Source organism: Pseudomonas sp. GM21 (assembly GCF_000282215.1).
GTDB lineage: Bacteria > Pseudomonadota > Gammaproteobacteria > Pseudomonadales > Pseudomonadaceae > Aquipseudomonas.
In genome coordinates, this window is sequence record NZ_AKJS01000086.1 from 44,184 (window position 1) to 63,128 (window position 18,945).

General features: G+C 57.4%; 8 protein-coding genes. 2 read left to right on the forward strand and 6 right to left on the reverse strand.

The annotated features are described in order from the left end of the window. Positions 1-16: 16 nt before the first annotated feature. The 4 genes from PMI22_RS14915 to PMI22_RS14900 form a co-directional block, all read right to left on the reverse strand. Positions 17-4,297, reverse strand: coding sequence for an Ig-like domain-containing protein (locus tag PMI22_RS14915; RefSeq protein WP_007945883.1), 4,281 nt, complete (start codon positions 4,295-4,297; stop codon positions 17-19). Further along, positions 4,290-8,384, reverse strand: coding sequence for a neuraminidase-like domain-containing protein (locus PMI22_RS14910; protein ID WP_007945885.1), 4,095 nt, complete (start codon positions 8,382-8,384; stop codon positions 4,290-4,292). Before PMI22_RS14910 ends, PMI22_RS14915 begins: the two co-directional genes overlap by 8 nt. Before the next feature lie 55 nt (positions 8,385-8,439). Then, complete coding sequence (locus PMI22_RS14905) at positions 8,440-12,054, reverse strand: Tc toxin subunit A (protein ID WP_007945887.1); 3,615 nt, start codon at positions 12,052-12,054, stop codon at positions 8,440-8,442. Between the two features lie 157 nt (positions 12,055-12,211). After that, complete coding sequence (locus PMI22_RS14900; RefSeq protein ID WP_238543958.1) at positions 12,212-15,247, reverse strand: hypothetical protein; 3,036 nt, start codon at positions 15,245-15,247, stop codon at positions 12,212-12,214. A gap of 465 nt (positions 15,248-15,712) precedes the next feature. Between PMI22_RS14900 and PMI22_RS14895 the strand changes: the two genes are divergently transcribed. Next, positions 15,713-16,084, forward strand: coding sequence for a DUF6124 family protein (locus PMI22_RS14895; RefSeq protein ID WP_007945890.1), 372 nt, complete (start codon positions 15,713-15,715; stop codon positions 16,082-16,084). A gap of 155 nt (positions 16,085-16,239) precedes the next feature. Here the strand turns inward: PMI22_RS14895 and PMI22_RS0129420 are convergent, their stop codons facing one another. Next, positions 16,240-16,599, reverse strand: coding sequence for a PilZ domain-containing protein (locus PMI22_RS0129420; protein WP_033049237.1), 360 nt, complete (start codon positions 16,597-16,599; stop codon positions 16,240-16,242). Between the two features lie 245 nt (positions 16,600-16,844). Continuing rightward, entirely contained in the window at positions 16,845-17,219 is a 375-nt protein-coding gene (locus PMI22_RS14890) for a tetratricopeptide repeat protein (protein WP_007945892.1), read from the reverse strand. Positions 17,220-17,385: 166 nt separating this feature from the next. Here PMI22_RS14890 and pyk point away from each other — a divergent pair, with 166 nt between their 5' ends. Further along, positions 17,386-18,837 (forward strand): pyruvate kinase, encoded by a 1,452-nt coding sequence (gene pyk, locus PMI22_RS14885; protein ID WP_007945893.1) that lies wholly within the window; start codon positions 17,386-17,388, stop codon positions 18,835-18,837. Positions 18,838-18,945: the final 108 nt, after the last annotated feature.

Below are 18,945 nucleotides of genomic sequence, written 5' to 3' on the forward strand. Positions count from 1 at the left end.
GTCGAATCATTCATTTTTAGATTCGAAACCTTACTTCATATAGGTAGTTAGTCGCACCTATCAAAATCCCAGGAAAAAGAGTGCCAAAAGTCTGCGAGACATGAATTTTGGCAATGCCGTCAGCCCCTGTAATCGTAGGTTCAAGTACCAAGTCATCAACACGCCAGAAGACCGTTTTCCCTGCAATCGGTGTCATGTGACCATCTGTAATGAATGCCTCGAAATATCCATTCCCTAGCCTGCCAACGCGCGTGATTCGCGGCGCATCCAGGCCGACCACTTCAACTTCAATAGATTTCGACTGTGGGTAATCAGCCAGGGAAGCAGTGAGAGGAAAGACACCAATTGCACTCGATTTAATGGTTGCTTGGGATTTCCCCGTCAAGTAAGTGATAGTAGAAGGCACCGTTGCCCCCTGGAAAGTCCAATCAATCGTGATTCCGGGCCAACCTTTTCCATCATTCGATGCAACCACTAATACCTCAGCGTAAATAGAATGATCCAAATGAACCACATAATTTGCGTCTAATTTTTCAATTACCGGCACAACACCTTCCACCGTAAACACCACCAACGCTGTATCCCAGCCTCCCTCGCCGCCACGTACCGAAGCCGTTAACACCTTTTCACCAGGTGTCTCAACCCTGAAAGCTACCGTCGCCCTTCCCTCTGCATTAGTCGAAGTCGGCGTAAGCCAAACATCATCAATCTCCCACATGACCTCAACATCATCGAGCGGCAGACCACTTAGGCTCGACACAATGGTGACCTGAGCCTCGACCTCATCTCCCGGATAAGTACCTGGACGGGTGATGATAAATTCGCTGATTTTACGTGGATCATTCACCTCGAATGGCAATGAAACCAACTGCGCGTAGATTCCATCCCCCACTATTGCCGTCAGCTCAACCATTCCTGAAGTAGTCGGAACAAAGCGTACTTTTGCCACACCGTAAAAGTCGGTCACTGAAGTCACAACCCCAAGATCAGGACTACGCCACGTCACCGTCCACCCCACCATCGCCTTGCCACTGATGACAGACACTACGGTGACCTGCCCAAAAAATTCCTGCCCCCAATCCAGCGTCTGATCAACGCTGCTGTGCCCGATGATTTTCACCACCTGTGCACCTTCCCCCAATGACATCGCGTTCGCTGGCGAAAGACTCGCCAGTCGCTGCGATGACAATCGCAACGCAAAACTTGCGTCCTTCTGATCGCCCACCTTGAACGTGTACTGCAAGCCCACGTCGTAAAACATGCGTGACACCCCCAACGCTGCCGGTAAAAACTGGATACCCAGTTCGCCAGGCCCGGTCCCCGTCATACCGAGCGTCAAGACACGATCAAACAACGGGCTGTTCTGAGGAGCGAACAGCTTAAAGGTGTGCTCACCCTTACGACGCGGGAAGTAGGTCTTTTCACCCCAGGCGTGAGCCGGTCCGCCGTCAAACCTGACCGACAGCCCCTCCCACGGATCGCTTGCCAGTGCCGTAACCCCCATCGCGCGTTTATCTTCAAAGCTGTCGAAAGCACTGATCACCAACGCCTGAATTTCATGTGCCCCATCGATTACCGGCGAAAAATCAATACCGGACCAACCTTCGTTATCGGTATGCACCACCCTTGGCCCCTGCGGCGTCGTCCATGTCACGGGCACCTGATTCACAGCGTGCCGGGTGAAATGAGAGAACACCTGAACCCACTGCCACGCAGATTCCTGACCCACCACCGGATCCACCGGCGACTCGCGACACGCCTCGATCCTGATTTTGTTGTGCGCCAGCAGCATCGGCTTGGCGCTGGCAACGAAGTTCAACAGAGGCAATGCCAGGGCCAGGGCAAAGTCGCCTGGTGTCTGACTGGCGGTGAAGTCCAGCGTCCAGGTCACGCCCCCATCGCTCAGGTTTTGCCGCAGGTTCAGGGCAGGTTGAACGGTTGCTCCCAGCTGATCGGCCGGCGTCCCCAACCACGTCAGCAAAGATTCCAGCCCCACCAACGGGCTCAGCGCATTGGGCAACACGTTAAAACGATGAATCGCACCCAGGCAGGGATAGAACGCCTGACCGTCCAGCGCTGCCGGAATCTGATCCAGCATCAGGCTCACTTCTTCCGTCAGATCCCCGGACATCAAGCGCCCGGACAGCTCTCGAACGGTTAATTCGCCTTCAAGGCGTAGCTCCAGCTCAAACAGACTGCTGAGGCTGTCATACGCTTGAGAGAACAGTATCCATTCCACACCTGCTGCCGCGAGAGGCTTCAGCACACCAACTTCGGCGAGCTCCAGCCCGATTTCCGGTTTGCTACCTCGCCAGTGCAAACTGATGTTTTTGCCAACCCACGCACTGCCAGCGACCGGCACAACCTTCAAGGTATGTGTCTGGCCACGCCGACACACCACGCCGAGCGTATTGCGCTCGACTTCAACCGTATCCAGCAGGAACTTGACTTCACTCTTCCAGGGGCTGGTCGCAATTGCCTTCACATTAAAAGGCTGTTCAATCGCAACGGCCTCGGCATGGGCCTTGATGCTGGCCGTGACAACCTGATCCCCGGCGACGTTCGGCGTATACGGCACACTGGCCCAGCCACCGGCACCGGATCGGGTCGAAATCGTGCCCTCAGGGGTTAGCCAGTCCACCAGCGCGTTAATCACCGGCTCACCGTCGCCTCTGCCCACCTCATGCAGCACCTGCACCCGCAACAGCACGCTTTCGTTTTCATCCACCACTGGAAACTTGTTGGCCTCGCGCACCTCGCCGACCTTGACCAGATTGCGCGCCAGTGACATGGTTTTTTTCGGTGAAGGCAGCAGCAGCTTCGAGCAGACCAGCGCCAGATAAAACCAACCGTCAAGACGATCCTCGCTCGTCAGGTTCCAGGCCATTTCGCGGCCGATGACCGGCACCGAATGCTCAAGCGCCGGGCTGACAATAACCCCCAGTTGCTCATGGGAATCACCGCTCCAGCGCAACAACAGTTCCGTGCCAAGCAACGGGCTGTCTGCGGCCAGTTTTATCGTCACGGGATAATCCGAGCCCCGATTGGGATAGCCGGTTTTTTCCTCCCAACGCTTCTCATCGCCATCGACGACCGCCAATACGTCTTTCCACGGATCCGTCGCCAATACCCGGACGTCTAACGACTGAGTGACCACACCAGCGGCGTAATAGGGGCTATCGACAGAGGCCTGAATAACAACGTTGCCATGTGCCTGCGGTTCAAAATCGAAGTAAGCCCAGCCTTGGTCATTCGTGACGCCAACGCCTTTCACCCCTTGGCCGGCAAGTGTCCAGGTCACCGTTCGCCCGCTGAGGGACTGGCCGGTGTAGTACGACGCCACTTGCACACCCAGACGCACACGCTGTTCGTATTCAAGCACCGGGTAATACGCCGCCTCAAGCACCTCACGAAACACCAATCGATGATGTCCCAGCGACACATTCACCGGGTAAGGCTCGGCCGTGTACTGATTAAGCAGGTTCATCGAGAACAGGTAGGGCTCTTCATCGCCGATCAACGGGCAATCAAGCTGCCAACGATCCTCCAGCGGATGATCCACGCCCCAGTCCGGCACTGCGACAACCGCGCCAAACGGATTGTCGTCACTGCTTAACGCTGCCTGGGTGTCCCGCCAGGCATTGTCTGGTGCAGGGAGGAATTTCAACCGGTGAGCCAGGCTCGCGGAGGCCCCCTGGCACATGTACAGCGTCGCATCAGGTGACACCGGTTCTTCATCCAGCATCAGGCCTTGCATCACCGCTGGCTCCAGATGCAATTGGAGATTGATACGGGTGATGCAGATGCCCGAGATGGGGTCATTGGGGGCATTGGCCGGGCTGGACACGTCGACAGTGAGGGTGTCCCCGGCACTGAATGGCAGCGCCAGTTCAACTCTGTACTTGATCGGATTGAACTCCAGCGGCTGACCGTTCCTCAGCCGCGCCTGATCCTCCTCGACATCCCGTGATGCACCCGGCGGCAACAGGATTTCCAATGTTTCTTGCTGCCCATCGATGCTGATTTTCAGCTTGCCCGCTTCGGTGTGCCGTGTCTCGCACCAGAAACTGAGGACATAGCGCGCTTGCTCAATGGGATCCTTTGGGACCTCCAACGACTGACTGACCGAAGACTTGTTTCCAGACTTCAGTAAAGTAATAAATGCGTGTTCATGGAATTCACTTGCTCTACTCAACCAGCTTTGATTTTCCTCACCTTTCTTCCAATGGGAAAACCCCTGCTCGAAATCGCCATTGCGGATCAGACTTTCATTGGCCTGGATGATCGGTTCATTCATGACGGACGGCTCCTTCGACGCTTGGGTTTTGCTCCGGGTTTTCAGCTTGGGTTACCAGGTCTTCGACGGTTCGCGCGAAGGTTGGCTTGCCGGCTTTGGCCGTAAAACGGATCCGCAGAATGATGTCCGTCAACGTCAGCAGCATGGCGTGCTGCGACGCTTTCGTCGGCCGTGGAAAATTCATCGTCCAGCGCGACACTGCCCCGGTGTTTTCGAAGGGGTTGAGCAACCCTTCATCAGGTTTCATGGCCGTCATGCCGTTATCGGCAATCCCCATCGACAAGACGATTTGTTGACCGCTGCGCAGGTTGACCTGCACATCGGCCGGGCCTGTGGCACCGTCCGGGTTGTGCAAATACCTCACAGACTGACTCGATGCCTTGGTCGCTATCATGCTGCTGATCTGCAGCAAGGTTGCTTGTACATTTTTGTAAGGGCCGGTCAGCACCGGCAGATCGACCTCGATCGAGCTGATTTTTCGGCAGTAATGCCCCGGATGATCGCGATCGAACAGCAGCTGGGTAAGCTTGAATTCCAGTGTCCCCCGGTCCTGCAACTGCTGCAGCGCAGACGTCCAATTGTCGATCCCCACTTGCGGTTCGACCTTGTCGTCGAACAATTGCCGCAAGGATACGGTTTTGACCAACTCCAACCGACGCTCATGGCGTTGCAGGTATTCACGCTCCATGCGCAACAAATGCCCACGCAGGTGTTCGCCTGCGGTCAAGCCGTGACGGTTATCCAGCCAGACCTGGGGCAAGGTGAGATTCGCGTCGTAATCGCCGGTTTCCGCGTTCAACGAAGCCTGGGCGTTGAGGCACAAACTGACGACCGCATCGTACGCCTGATAGTGCAGGGCCTTGAACTGGCCCAGCAACCAGCCGAACAGTTCGGCATTGGTCGCACGCTTCTTGAGGAAGTTGTAAACCGTCAGCGCCTGGCTGTTGGCCGTGAGGGTCTGCTGCAGGCTGGCTTTGGCCGCCTCGACGGCATGCTTTTGAGCGCCGATCTGCTCATCGATCGCCCGGATCTCCGCGGCTGCTTGATTGCGCTGCAGCGCCCATTCGTTACGGCGACGGCGGTAAGCTTCGGTGGTGGCTTGTTTGTCCGCGTCCAGTTGCTTGACCGCCGAAGCGATGTCCAATCCGAAGCACACCGCATTGATGATTTCGTCGGGGCGAAATCCACCATTGGCCAATCCGAACACATTGGGCAGAGCAGCCAGCGCCCCGGCTGCGGGCTTGATGCTTGAGGACACCAGTGACAGTTTTTTTGACTCCTGCAGACTTTCCATGACCTCGTATTCAACCGCCGACACATTTTCGTCATAGAGTGCCGCATAGGCATCGGCCCGATCCGCCGCCACGGCCCGGCTTTGCTCCAGCGCGAGCACATTCGCCTTTAACTGGTCGATGGCATATTCCTGCACGGTCTGGGCATAGGTGCCCAGTTTCACCAGATGGTCTTGCTGCATTTCTTCCTGCTCGATCCGATCCCGCTGCTCAAGCAAGCGCAGCACCTGGCTGCCGTATTCCTGCAGGGTTTGCACGGCACGCAACGCCGCCTCGAACATCACGCGCCAACGGAAAGCACCGACCACCAGACGTCCGCCCATGGGTCTCGGTGCGCCAATGCCCCCGGCCGCCAGGTCTTGCAACAATTGATTGGGATCGGTGGGAGAGCTGAAAAGCGGGATCTCCCTCGGCTTGCCGTCGAGGGTGAGATTATTGCGCAGGTTATGCAGGCGTTGGCCGGGCAAGTCGTACATCGCAAGCAACTGGTCATTGATCGGGAATTTGAAAGGATTGTTCGCCAGTAACCCGAGCTCGGGCGGTTCGTCGGCGCCGGCAGGAAAGTCCGCCAGGCTGAACCCGAGGGTTTGTTCAAACTGCTCAAGCGCTGGTCGCGACCGGCTCTTGGTCAAAAGGCCCTCCACCGTATCGGTTTCCCAACGGTTCACTGTGCGCACCGTGGGGGCCTTACCCATGAAGAATTCGGCCTGGACGTAACACAACTTGGCGGCTACCAGGCTGTCACGGGTGAGCTGGCGGTAATACCAATCGCCCCAGGCCACAAGGTTCTTGACGTATTCAGTAAACACCAGAATCTGGAAATGGTAGGGCGCGGAATAGCCGATGGCGTCCGGATCGGTCGGTGCGCGGGTTTCGAAGCCCACATTGCCTATGACGACGTTCAATGGCCGGCAGCGCCAGTAAAGCGGTTTGGAATCTACCGGTTTTGTAATGTCCGCCGGCGCTTGCGGATCAAACAGATAATGCAGCCATTTTTGCGCCTCCAGAAAACGATCTTCAGTGCGCAGGCGCGTTGAGACCAGATGAGGCAAATGAAAAAACAGCTCCCAGAAAAACAAACCATTGGCACCGTTGAATGCGCCGTTCGGCTCGCTGATCGTTGCAGAACCGGGGGGCGGTTCCGACAGAAACTGGGTGTCCCAATCCAGTACGGCATCCACGGAAATACTGGAGCGTTGCACCAGCTCGGGGCCGAACAGCGAATTCAGACGGGTGAATTCAAGCGTCCAGTCTGGCTGGTTGAAAGCAATAAACTGCGCGGCATCGGAAGTGTTTTTCAGCAGTGTCGCCGGGTTGAAGTCCGTTACGTTGGCAATCGTCAATGCAAATTCTTTAACTCCATATCCAGTCAGGGCATTGCCAAAAGTAAAGGTCGGCGCCCCCCATGCACCTTTCCCCCGCTTGAAGACTTGCCATTCGGTGCCCCAGCCACCGGCAAGTGGCTTGGAGGTTTTAATCGGTGCCGGGTCGCCTTCGGCTGGGTTTTTCAACGTCAATTGCAATTCAACGTTACTGGTACTGGTATGACCCGTGGGCCTCAAAAGTCTCTGGACAATCAGCACATCGTAGATACCGTCGCGAAACGCCACGGCCTGCACATCCAGGTATGGCGTCAGGGTCCCCGGCGTGGCCACAGTGGCGGCGATGGTCGGCTGGTTCAGCAATGGATGCTGCACCGTTTCGGCGGTGACAAAGCGTTTGTCCGCGGCGTGCTCCAGCCAGCCGCCATCATCTTCGGGCAAGGGACGGAAAAGCACATCGCGTACCGCTGTCACTTTCAGACCGGCCTCACTCCCGTCCCCTTTGCGGTTCGTCAACAACACCCCCAACTTGCCCTTGGGGTTGTGATGATCGGCCCATACGGTGGCAATCAGTCGAACGTTTTTGTCCTCGGAGTAATCTGTGGTTTGCGAAGAACTGTGCATGATCAACGGTGCCGACCACTGGGCGTTCTGGTTCATGAATGCCAGATTGATGTCCAACCGGTGAGGTACGCTCTGGCCATCCGATCCCTCAACCTTGTCCCGCCACTCGGCCCACACCAGGCACAGCCGCCCGCTCCAGAACACCGGGCGAATGTCCAGCACCTTGGCCCCTGCCGGAATATCCACCGGCTGCCATTCATTCCACACCGCGGGATTGAGGGCGACATCGGCAGGCGAGAGTTCCACCTCAGCCTTGCGCCAGAAATACTGGTAAGGCGGCACCCGCTGGCGACCGACAAAGTAATAATCGGCGCGTGCCGGCGAGACACCGTCCATGTAGCTGCTGATCACATCCAGGTTGCAGGTCTGCTCGAACGTTTTCAGGTAGTCCTGCAGGGCTGCCTGTACCGAATCGCTGTTCAGGCGGGTCTGATTGAGATTGTTTTCCAGGGTTTTGAACAGACTGGTCTTGCGCTGTCGCACAAAGGGGGTCATGAAATTTTCCGGGTAGATCGCGATCAGTTGCCGCGCGGCCCAATCCGGGTAATTGCTGTAAAGCTCCCAAGTCGCCAGATCTCTTTTATCGAACTCGATCGTCGCATAGCCTGGCTCCAGCTTGCGGTACGCGGCATGGATAAACTTCTGGGCGCAGCTCGTCGCTTCGGCCACCCGGGAACTTTGAACCGGGTAGTTGTCCAGGGGATCCATGCGCAGTAGTTCGAACAGGTCTGCCGGGGTTTTCAGGAAGCTGTACTTGGGTGATTCTCCGCTCCCGAACTTCCCGATGCAGAATTCGACCAGCGCATCACGGCGCTTTTCGAGCAGGCCAGCCATATTGTTCAGTGCCATAGTCCTTTCTCCTGAGGGTAAGAGCCGGGAACGCAGGACCAGTCAGCGATAGCGATCATTGGCCAGCCTCCATGCCAGCGAGCGTGAAGGGTTCGAAATAAGCCATGGTGTCTCCTGCTTCGGACATGACAATGACCGTAAACGTGCCGCCGGTAGGGCTGGAGACAAACACTTGCGTCACGCCCTCCTGGTTGGTGCTGGACTGCGCCGGCCGGATATGCAGCACAGGCAGCCGGGTGCCGTCCACAGCCTCGTAGCTCCATCGCACGAGGCTGTTTTTCCCGAGGTTGAGATACCGGTCCATCAGCGTGGCGTAGAGTTCGACCTCCTGACCGCGGTGCACGGGGCCCAACGGCACCGGCGACATGAGCGAAGGCGGAAACTGCAGGGAACTCGCTTCAGCGACAACATGGATGGTGGGGGCGTACTGCGGCTTGAACTGATCCAGCCAGAACTGCGGGGTGTCCGTGCCCATGACCTTGCCGGGCAAAAACTCTGCCTTGACCATGCCATTGACGTCCGTTTTCTTGGTGGCAATACTGCCCAGCCTGGCAAGCCAGTAAACCTTGACACCTCTCAACGGCTGTTCGTCGATATCCTTGAGGGTCACGGTGAAGGTGATTTTCTCGCCGGGTTTGTTGGCCACCACCTCGAGCTTGTCCCAATCACAGGTCAAGGTAACGAGCTGCTGCAAATCCTCGGTGAACGCCATCTGAGGCACAGGGGATCCGGACAGGCTCAGCAACGCATGCTCGGCAGCATCCTTGTACTTCGACTTGTCCACCGCCTCGGGCAGGGTGCCGATCAAAAAAATCGTCAAGGCATCCATGCCGGTCTTCGTCGCCATGACCCGAATGCGCATCAACAAATCCAGTTGGGTCAGGTTTTTCAGGATCTTGAGCATAGGGTCGATGCGACTGACACACTCGCGCACCTCTTGAACACTCCAGTCGAAAAACTCGGCCAGGCGAATCGCAGCCGCTTGCTGGGCCAGACGCTCAGCATCAACGCTCAGGTGGTCAGGCAAGGCATTGACCTCACGCAGATAATCGAGCAGTTTCTGCGCAGGCTTCTCACTCAACTCAAACGCCCGGGTGAGCACCGTCAGGTAGTAAAGCGTCCTCACCGTGAACGCATGTTTGTCCTCCTGATCCAGCCAGGCCTTGTGGCCGTAATCCAGGTAGTCCTGCAACAGCTGGGCACCGAGATCGAGTTTCGCCACCACCGCACTGCGACGGCGTACATCGGCCAAGAGTACAAGCAGGGGGTCAGGCTGCTCGTTGCGTCCCCGCAGGGAGTCTTCCCGTTCCGAAAGGGTGCGTTCCAATACCTGACGCAACAATTGGTGCACCGTTGCATTGGCCCAGGCCAGCACTTGAAATGCTTGCTCGGCGTTGACGCCCGCATAAACCGCCAGCGACTCCTTGACCACCGACGCTTGAGCCTCGTGGGCCTGCAAAAGCACGGCGAGCATTTTCTCGACAATGGCAGCGCGTACGACTTCATCGCTGTCACCGAGGCCATCCTTCACCGCCCCGTCGAGCGCCATCCGGGCAAAGGCCAGGTACTCGGCTTGCGTACCCGCATACGCCAGGACCAGTCCGTCAGCATCGACCAGCATCGTCAGCAAATCCAGCCAGCTTGCGTTCGCCAGCGGTGGCACCCCTGCCATCAGTAACGCCGAGTGGGTGAACTGAGCGCCTGACAACAGGCTGCGCACTTTTTCAAACAACTGGCGCTCATCGTCAGAAGCGGTGGCCAACGCCTGGGGTTGCGAGATGTGCTGCAACATCCAGAGCACCGCAAGTTTGCGGTCTGCGCACCACCCCACACAGGAATGCAGGGCATAAATGAGGTTCAGCACATCGGGCGTGTCAACTCGGGTCGAATGGATCAGGGGAGTACCCGCCAGACCGTAGAGCCAGTCTTCCCCCCCCAATAACGTCAGCATCAGGACGCCTTCGACCGGCGTCATGCCCAACAGACGGGGCAGCTTCACCAAGCGGTAAAAACTGGAAATGACCGCAGGAGTGCGCTTGAGTTTGTTGTCGGTGACGCCATGCGCACCGGCAATCGCCATGGCCAGGTATCGGTAGGTCTGCAGGTCGATCCCCAACGCACTGCACAACTGGGTGATCGTCAATTCGGAATCGCCCTGGACCGGCAACACCGAGAACTCACCGTCATCGAGCAACATGGGTTGGCGGTAGTCGCCCTGGCCATTGAAGACTTGATCAAACTGAGAGAGCGCTTCACCGCGACCATAAATCGACAACTCGTCGATAAACGCGGCAAATTCTGGCGCCGTACACCCGTAGCGCTCGCGTAACGACTGAAACAGGCCCAGCGCGTGCACGACTTTTTCCGTGATCCACCAGGAATTGACCGACTTGCTAGTACGCGATTCAGCCCTGATGGCCGCCACCAACAACGCATCCACATGATCGCTGGGCAGCTCCAGCCACTGATCCAGACGCAACTTGCGGTTCATTCGGTCGTATCGGTCAAGACCCACGTCGCTGATGGGATCCGCTGATAATTTATGCAGGAATGAAGGGCCGGCTCCGCTATCCGTAATGCTGACCGCTGGGTGGCTATTGGCATTGAGATAAACCGAACCGGAACGCCCGCTTTCCGGCTCGGCAGGCGCATCTTGCGAGTAGTTTACATTGGCAGAACGAACCGGTGCGAAACCTCGTACCGACAGCAAGGCCTCCAGCCCCGGGGTGTCGAGTTTGGTTCGCTCACCGAAGAATGGCACCTGATTAAGGTTCTGCCACACCACGCCCCATGCACCGAAGTTCTGCGAATAAAAACCCTCGCGACTCTCGGACTCTACGGGCGACTCCGTCAGCAACCGCCGCTGATAGGGCCCCAGCCGTGATGCGTGGGCCAGGGCACGCCCCGCGTCGGCATCCCACGCCTGGCGTTGCAAAAAATAAGGGGCTGAGTTGTCCACCAAGTGCACAAAATTGCCGACCGAAAGCCCTTGGTGATGGGCGACCGCATCCAGGGTCTCCCAGTGCTGATAATAAGGCAGCCCATTGGGGTATCGCGCCTCGATCATCGCGTCTTCAACATCCAGTCCGGCATCGTGCTCGGCGATGAAGGTTTCCAGCACCGGGACGATGATGTCGACCGCAGACACCGATCGATACACCGCATTTTGATCGACCGACAGCGGTTTCAGGTCCTTGCGCCGATCATGCAGCGGCAGCTTTTCGTTACTGCTCGAAACGGACTCGATACGCTGCTCGATCCACCTCAACAGCTCGATCAGATACGCCACTGGCGAAGCGAGAGATTCCAGCGCCTGCGGTGGGCAAAAACTGTCGAATTCTGGTCTGAACAGGACCTCGAAACTGGGTCCCGAAACCATCGACAACAAACCACTGGTCGCCCCGGCCTCATCTGTTTCATGACTGCGCAAGCTGTGTTCGATGAATTGTCGGCGCACATAAATGGCCATGCTGTTGGCCCGCCGCAAAAACCGGCGGGCGTCATCGGGGCTCATGTTGAAGTCCCTCACCAGCCCCAGCACACCTTTTTCCACCAGTGGAAAAATCGAACCACCGTCTTCGATGTAAGTGTTGAGAGCAGCGTACTGTGTGCGTTGTTCTTCACTGAAGACCTGGTTCAGCAATTGCGAGGCGGGGCGGGAGTCAGCCATGGTCAGGTTCCTGGGGTCGATAACGGCCCTGAACAGCCTGACAAGCTTGTCAGGCCGTGCGATTGATTGAAGAGATTTGGCGCTTGAAGGCGATCACCGTCTACTGTCATAAATGACAGCATAAATGACCGCTCATCGGAGGATCGTTATCAGGCTTTCATGAATGGAGCACGTCGACGTCGAAGCGTTTACTTTCCGCACAGTCGGAAACCGTCTCACCCACTTTACTGCCGGTCAGGGTTTGCTCGAACCGACACCAATTGCCACCGTCGGGCAACGGCTGCGCCGCACTGCCCCGCCAGCCACTGGGGCTGACGTCAACGTTCAACACCCACTTCAGATCAGGGTTGTACCAGCTCATGACTTGCCCGATACCCGCTTTGCCCTGACCTTCAAAGTGCACCGGATCACTGGCCCAGCGTCCCGCCGCCGGTACATCGATGGAAGGCAGAAAAGCACCCAGCACGACCGACCGTTCGGGGGAGTCGGCCGATTCGAAGCCGTCGCACGACGCCACGGCCACCAGGCCATAGCGGCCACCAGGCAGATTCAGCATCAGCGTCACCGACCACGTGCGATCCTCCAGCACCGGACTGCGTCCCAGCACCTTTGAAACAGCGCCACCCAGCTTCACCGTCACGCGGTCCCCCGGCACGCCGAAACCGGATATCACCACCCGCCGACCAATGTGCTCGTCCAGTGCCGGGGTTTCGATATACGGGGCCGCCGGCACGACGTTGTAGTTCAACGGCGGGCTGTCTTTGGAGATCTGTCCATCGAAAGTTTGCCTGGCCCAGATGATTTTGGCCCCCACCGGCAAGGTCACCTCGGCTTTCCAGTGGCCATCGCTGTCCACGGGAATATTCCTCAGCAAAGGCCCGGTATCGCCCGCCAGCCAGACCTCGACCCGTCCGAGCGGCATGCCTTCCCCCTCAAGCGTCGCGGTTCGTGGCTGATCGCCGCTTTCCGTTGGCTGCGTAAAGACGGGAGGCAGCAGCACCACCTCGAACTTGAGCATGTCGCTTCGCTCAGACTCGCGCTGATTGAGCGTCTGTTGCGCATCAGCGGTGTACTCGCGAAACTCAAGAACGGTGAGGTCGATTGACCAGTCACCGCCGGCGATCAGCAATTTTGGTTCGCCCAGATCTCTACCGGATACAACATCGCGCAGTTGCATCGAGGCCCCGGCCATGCCGCTCCGCCCCTTTACCGTTACATCGCGACCGACCTGCGAACTAGGTTCGGGTTCAAAGATCAGCGGTTTCAGCATCGGCGTGTAAACCGTGAAGGTTACGGACGCAGAGGGTGACGTTTGCCCGGCAACGAACTGGGTGACGGTGACGATGTGAGGCACATCCGGGGCAAACGGTGTCTCTCGCTGAAAGGTCCAGTTTGTGCCGGTAACGATGGCGGGGTGCTTTGTGAGGGGGGCGTCGCTGAACGTGACTTCCACCACAGCACCCGACGAGCAGGTGCCGGAGATTTTTGGAGACAAACCGTCCTCTTGCATTTGGCCAATGACAGGCGCCAACGGTGGGATGGTGACGATGAGGTGGACCCAGGTCGGCGATTGCTGACCATCCAGAAACTGCCTGAAATAAACGTCACGCTTGAATGTCGGGCCCCACTCCTGGGATGCCCGGCTCGACCACTTGCCTGCGGACACGAGCGCATTGGGGGCGGGGAAGGTGCTGCCACCGGGATCAGCGATCTTCACCGTAGCGCGGTTGTAGCCTTTGCCGGAAAAGGTCGGCCAGTATTCCTCCGTGAACGTTATGTCGGTCGGATCCGGCAGTACCCGGTTGACGGAAAATAAGTAAGGCAGTGACTCAATCCAGCCATTGGCATTGTCGGAGACTTTCTGAATCGCCTTCAGAGAGTACGAGCCAAACGGCCAGTTGGTCACGGTCGTTTCCCACCGGCCACCTGTCACTGTGACAGCGGAAGGTGCCGTCCCACCCGGCCCGCTGACAACAGTGATCTCGACCGTTGCGCCAGTGTGGCCAGGGCCTGAAAACTTCAAAACGGTTTCGCTCGGGGACGTGACGTCGACGCCATTCAATGCCCGGGGCGTGATTTTGAACGAGCGATGTTCACTGCGTGTGGATGTGTCTCCATTCAAAGTCTGCTCGACAACCAGCGAGCACGACCCGGGTTGGACATTGACCTGAACACTCCAAGCGTCACCATTGACCAGAGCTTGGCCTACCATGGTCTGTGTCAGATCAAGGTACACCCGCATCGTGGCACCCGCCTTGCCACCCGTTCCCGAAAGCGTAAACGATGGGTTCTGTGGAGAACTCGCGGCGGGGGCGGTGATAACAGGAGTAACAGGCTTGGCTGGCGGAAGAATATAAGTGCGGGAAGACTGAGTTCGGTTTCCAACGACGTGTCGGGAGTAGAGGGTGACCGTATTATAGGTATTGGTGAAGTCAACATTGACCCTCCAACTTCCATCATTTCCAACCACGCCCCGGCCCCATACCAATGAGCCAGCGCTATTGGTAATTTCAATATCCGCACCACGCAAACCGTTATTACCGCTAATCGTTACTACCTGATTTGCAAGTGACGCCCCCTCTTCGGGAAGCAAAATATTCAGAGGCCGAACACATTCAATCGTAAAAGGCTCAGAGTACCGAACAGCATGATTGGGAATTTTCTCCTCAATGACAACTTGATAGTTTCCAGAACTTATCTCATGCAGAGTTTTAATCCAACTACCGTTAGAGCTAAAAGCAGAACTCAATTCTCGCGCCGTCCCATGCTCCACAACTCGAAGCGTGCCAAAGCGCCCTTCTATGCCCCCAACACTATTGGAGAATTGATTATACGTATTAATTTTTGGTCTTCCGGCAACAAAAATATATTTTCTTCTGCCTGGCGACTCCTCCCCCTTATAATTCCACCACGTAAGGTAATATCCTTGCCCCTGAGGAAATTCAGAATGCTCTCTAGTATTCCACTGCATCCCTTTAAAGCTTTCACCATCACATACTGACTTATAGTATCCAGCAGCATAATATTTAATCCAAACTTGATGCTCCCCATCCGATTGCGGAACATTAAATACAATTTTAGCCGTTGTATCGAAGAGTTCTTCAAACTCCCAAAACTGGATTTGCAATGGCTGGGGGGCAAGACTGGATTCATCATCCATATCGTCTAATGCAATTTCATTATCGTCTGACATACCTGCTCCCTTGCGCTTCGATGGCTATAAAACACTCGATAGACGCCGTTCTACTCCCATCTCCCGAACATCAACAACCTGTAAAATCTGACAGTTCCGACCAACGGCACCTTCCTGTTTTGCGCGATAAAGGCCGCGTCTTCGGCCCTCGGTTCATTGACTACATCTCCTTGCGCAATGGACTACAGATCCGCCAGAATCCGCCGGCTTGTGCACCTTGGCCCTGCCCCGTAACTTGATCCGCGTCGCTGCCAATCAGCGATCGGGTTTAGTCGCCCGGTGTTTGTACGATGTGCATTAGCGTCATCCAGTCGGGTTTTCCCTATCCCCCGCACTTGATGGTGGCTGTTCGCAGGGCGCTCTCGGGCGCGCCGGTTCTCGTACTCACCGGTCGACTAACCTGCTTACAGCCGCCACCCCTCGTTTAGTCGCAAGGTCGTGGCAGCCCCAATCGAGTACGAAAATATGTTCAAAGCCACACCCAACCCCCCCGAAACCGACCCGGTTTCTCCCTACGCCACCTTCGATTCAAGAAAGCTCCACGCCGCCGCCGACAAGGCGCTCGACCATTACCTCAAACCCGACGTCGACTCCCTTCGCACTTCCCAGGACCGCGCCATGAAAATGTTCACCGTTGTCCCGGATGCCAACCCCGAAGCCCTGACCATCCAGACCTACGAAACCTTTTCGTCGGTCAGCATTCTGCTGCTCGACCTGGCCGAAAGCCTGGAGGACAGGCCACGGCATCTGGCGATGGCGATTTATCAGATGAGTGAGTTGGGGTTGATGCTGGTGGAGCGGTCGCTGGATAACGAGCGGGCGATCAAGACGGCCTAGCGTTTAGCCTTTGAATCGTTGTTGTCAGAGCTGACGCCATCGCGAGCAGGCTCGCTCCAACAGGGGACTTTCGGTGACCACAATTTTTGTGAACACCCGATACCCATGTGGGAGCGAGCCTGCTCGCGATAGCAATAGTGAGAGCGCCGCTAAACTCAGGCAGACGCAGGCAACGGCTGAAAACTGAAGTACTGCCTCAACGCCTCCACCAATTGCCGATACTCCGGTGGAGCCCGTTGCAGGTAGAACCCGGCGTCGTAGTGCTGCGGCGTTTCGTCTTCATGGCACCACAGGCAACGCGCCGTCAGGTCGATGACCTGCTGGCAACCATCAGTGGAGGGGATTTTCAAACGCAGGTCGAAGTCGACGCCCACCATCATGGGCAACTGGCTGATCAGCATCAGCCCTTCTTCGGACACGTTGCCGAGATAGCCGATGGGTTTGTCGGTGACGCTGTTGAACACTTTGAGGAAGTACGGCAGCTGATGCCGCGTGATCCGGCGGTTGGTAAACATGCGCAAATGGCCCAGCAAGACCCTTAAGCAGGGCCGCACTAATGCTTCGGAACGGGTCTTCTTCTTGATTGATAGAAGTGAAGGCGCGCTCTCCCCGATCCCGGTGCGACAGTCCATGTAACCGCTGACGCTGACTCCTGCCGATCACAGGTATGACCTCGGATTCAGAGGCAAGGTTCTAAAACCGATCTCCTGGACTATAGCTCACCACCGCCAGTGAGCCAGCCATGGCATGACAACGGCAATCAGTAGGACGGCGGGCGCACGGCCGCTGCGCTGCGCAGCGGGTAAAGTCCCTGGCTCTGCAAGGTTTCCAGACGCGCGCGGGCACGGTAGGCGTATTCGCTGTGCGGGTACGTCTCGATGATGTACTGGTAAGTCTGCGCCGCATCGATAAACAACATCTGCTTTTCCAGGCACTGGCCGCGCATCATCGACACTTCGGGCCACACATAAGGCCGCGCACGGCTGGAGCGCTCGACTTTTGAAAGTTCGAGTATGACCTGCTCGCAATTGCCACGATCGTAGGCGCTGTAGGCGAGATTCATATGGTGGTTCATCGACCAACGGGCGCAGCCCGTCACACTGAGGGCAAGGACGGCAATAAGCGCGAATCGCATGGGGGGTTCTCCTGTCTTGAGCTCTGTATCGACCCGTTGTGCAAAATCTTCAGGCGGCCTGTAACGATCGTTTAAAGATAAAAGCCAATAAGTAGTGCAAACGAACAATGACTACACCTAAAGATGATAGTAGCCTCACCCAGCGCTTGAACTCAGGAGTCTTTGCATGTCCGTCCGTCGTACCAAAATCGTCGCTACCCTTGGCCCGGCCAGTAACTCGCCGGAAGTTCTCGAACAGCTGATTCTGGCTGGCCTGGACGTCGCCCGCCTGAACTTCTCCCACGGCACCCCCGACGAGCACAAGGCTCGCGCGAAGCTGGTGCGTGACCTTGCTGCCAAGCACGGCCGCTTCGTCGCCCTGCTGGGTGACCTGCAAGGCCCGAAAATCCGTATCGCCAAATTCGCCAACAAGAAGATCGAGCTGAAGATCGGTGATCAATTCACCTTCTCCACCAGCCATCCTCTGACCGAAGGCACCCAGCAGGTAGTCGGTATCGACTACCCGGACCTCGTCAAGGATTGCGGCGTAGGCGACGAGCTGCTGCTCGACGACGGCCGCGTAGTGATGCGCGTGGATACCGCCACCGCCACCGAACTGAACTGCACCGTGCTGATCGGCGGCCCGCTGTCTGACCATAAAGGCATCAACCGTCGCGGTGGTGGTTTGACCGCGCCGGCCCTGACCGAGAAAGACAAGGCCGACATCAAGCTCGCTGCCGAGATGGAAGTCGACTACCTCGCCGTGTCCTTCCCGCGCGATGCGGCCGACATGGAATACGCCCGTCAACTGCGCGACGAGGCCGGCGGTACTGCCTGGCTGGTGGCGAAGATCGAACGCGCCGAAGCCGTGGCTGACGACGACACCCTCGATGCACTCATCAAAGCGTCCGACGCGGTGATGGTGGCTCGTGGTGACCTGGGTGTGGAAATCGGCGACGCTGAGCTGGTGGGCATTCAGAAGAAAATCATTCTGCACGCACGCCGCCACAACAAGGCTGTGATCGTTGCGACCCAGATGATGGAGTCGATGATCCAGAACCCGATGCCGACCCGTGCCGAAGTGTCCGACGTGGCCAACGCCGTGCTCGACTACACCGACGCCGTGATGCTGTCGGCGGAAAGTGCCGCCGGTTTGTACCCGCTGGAAGCCGTGCAGGCGATGGCCCGCATCTGCGTCGGCGCTGAAAAGCACCCGACCAGCAAGACCTCCAGCCACCGCATCGGCAAGGTCTTCGAAAGCTGCGACCAGAGCATCGCGCTGGCGGCCATGTACACCGCCAACCACTTCCCGGGTGTGAAGGCGATCATCGCGCTGACCGAAAGTGGTTACACGCCGTTGATCATGTCGCGCATCCGTTCGTCGGTGCCGATCTACGCGTTCTCCCCGCACCGCGAAACCCAGGCCCGCGCGGCCATGTTCCGTGGCGTCTACACCGTCCCGTTCGACCCGGCGTCCCTGCCGCCTGAGCAAGTCAGCCAGGCTGCTATCGACGAGTTGCTCAAACTGGGCGTTGTGGCGAAAGGCGACTGGGTCATCCTGACCAAGGGCGACAGCTACCACACCATCGGCGGCACCAACGGCATGAAAATCCTGCACGTTGGCGACCCGATGGTCTGAGCAATCGGCTGCTGAAAAACAAAAGCCCTGCCATGTGAATGGCGGGGCTTTTTGATTTCTTATTCAACAGCTGTGTTGTCTGTGCAGGCCCCATCGCGAGCAGGCTCG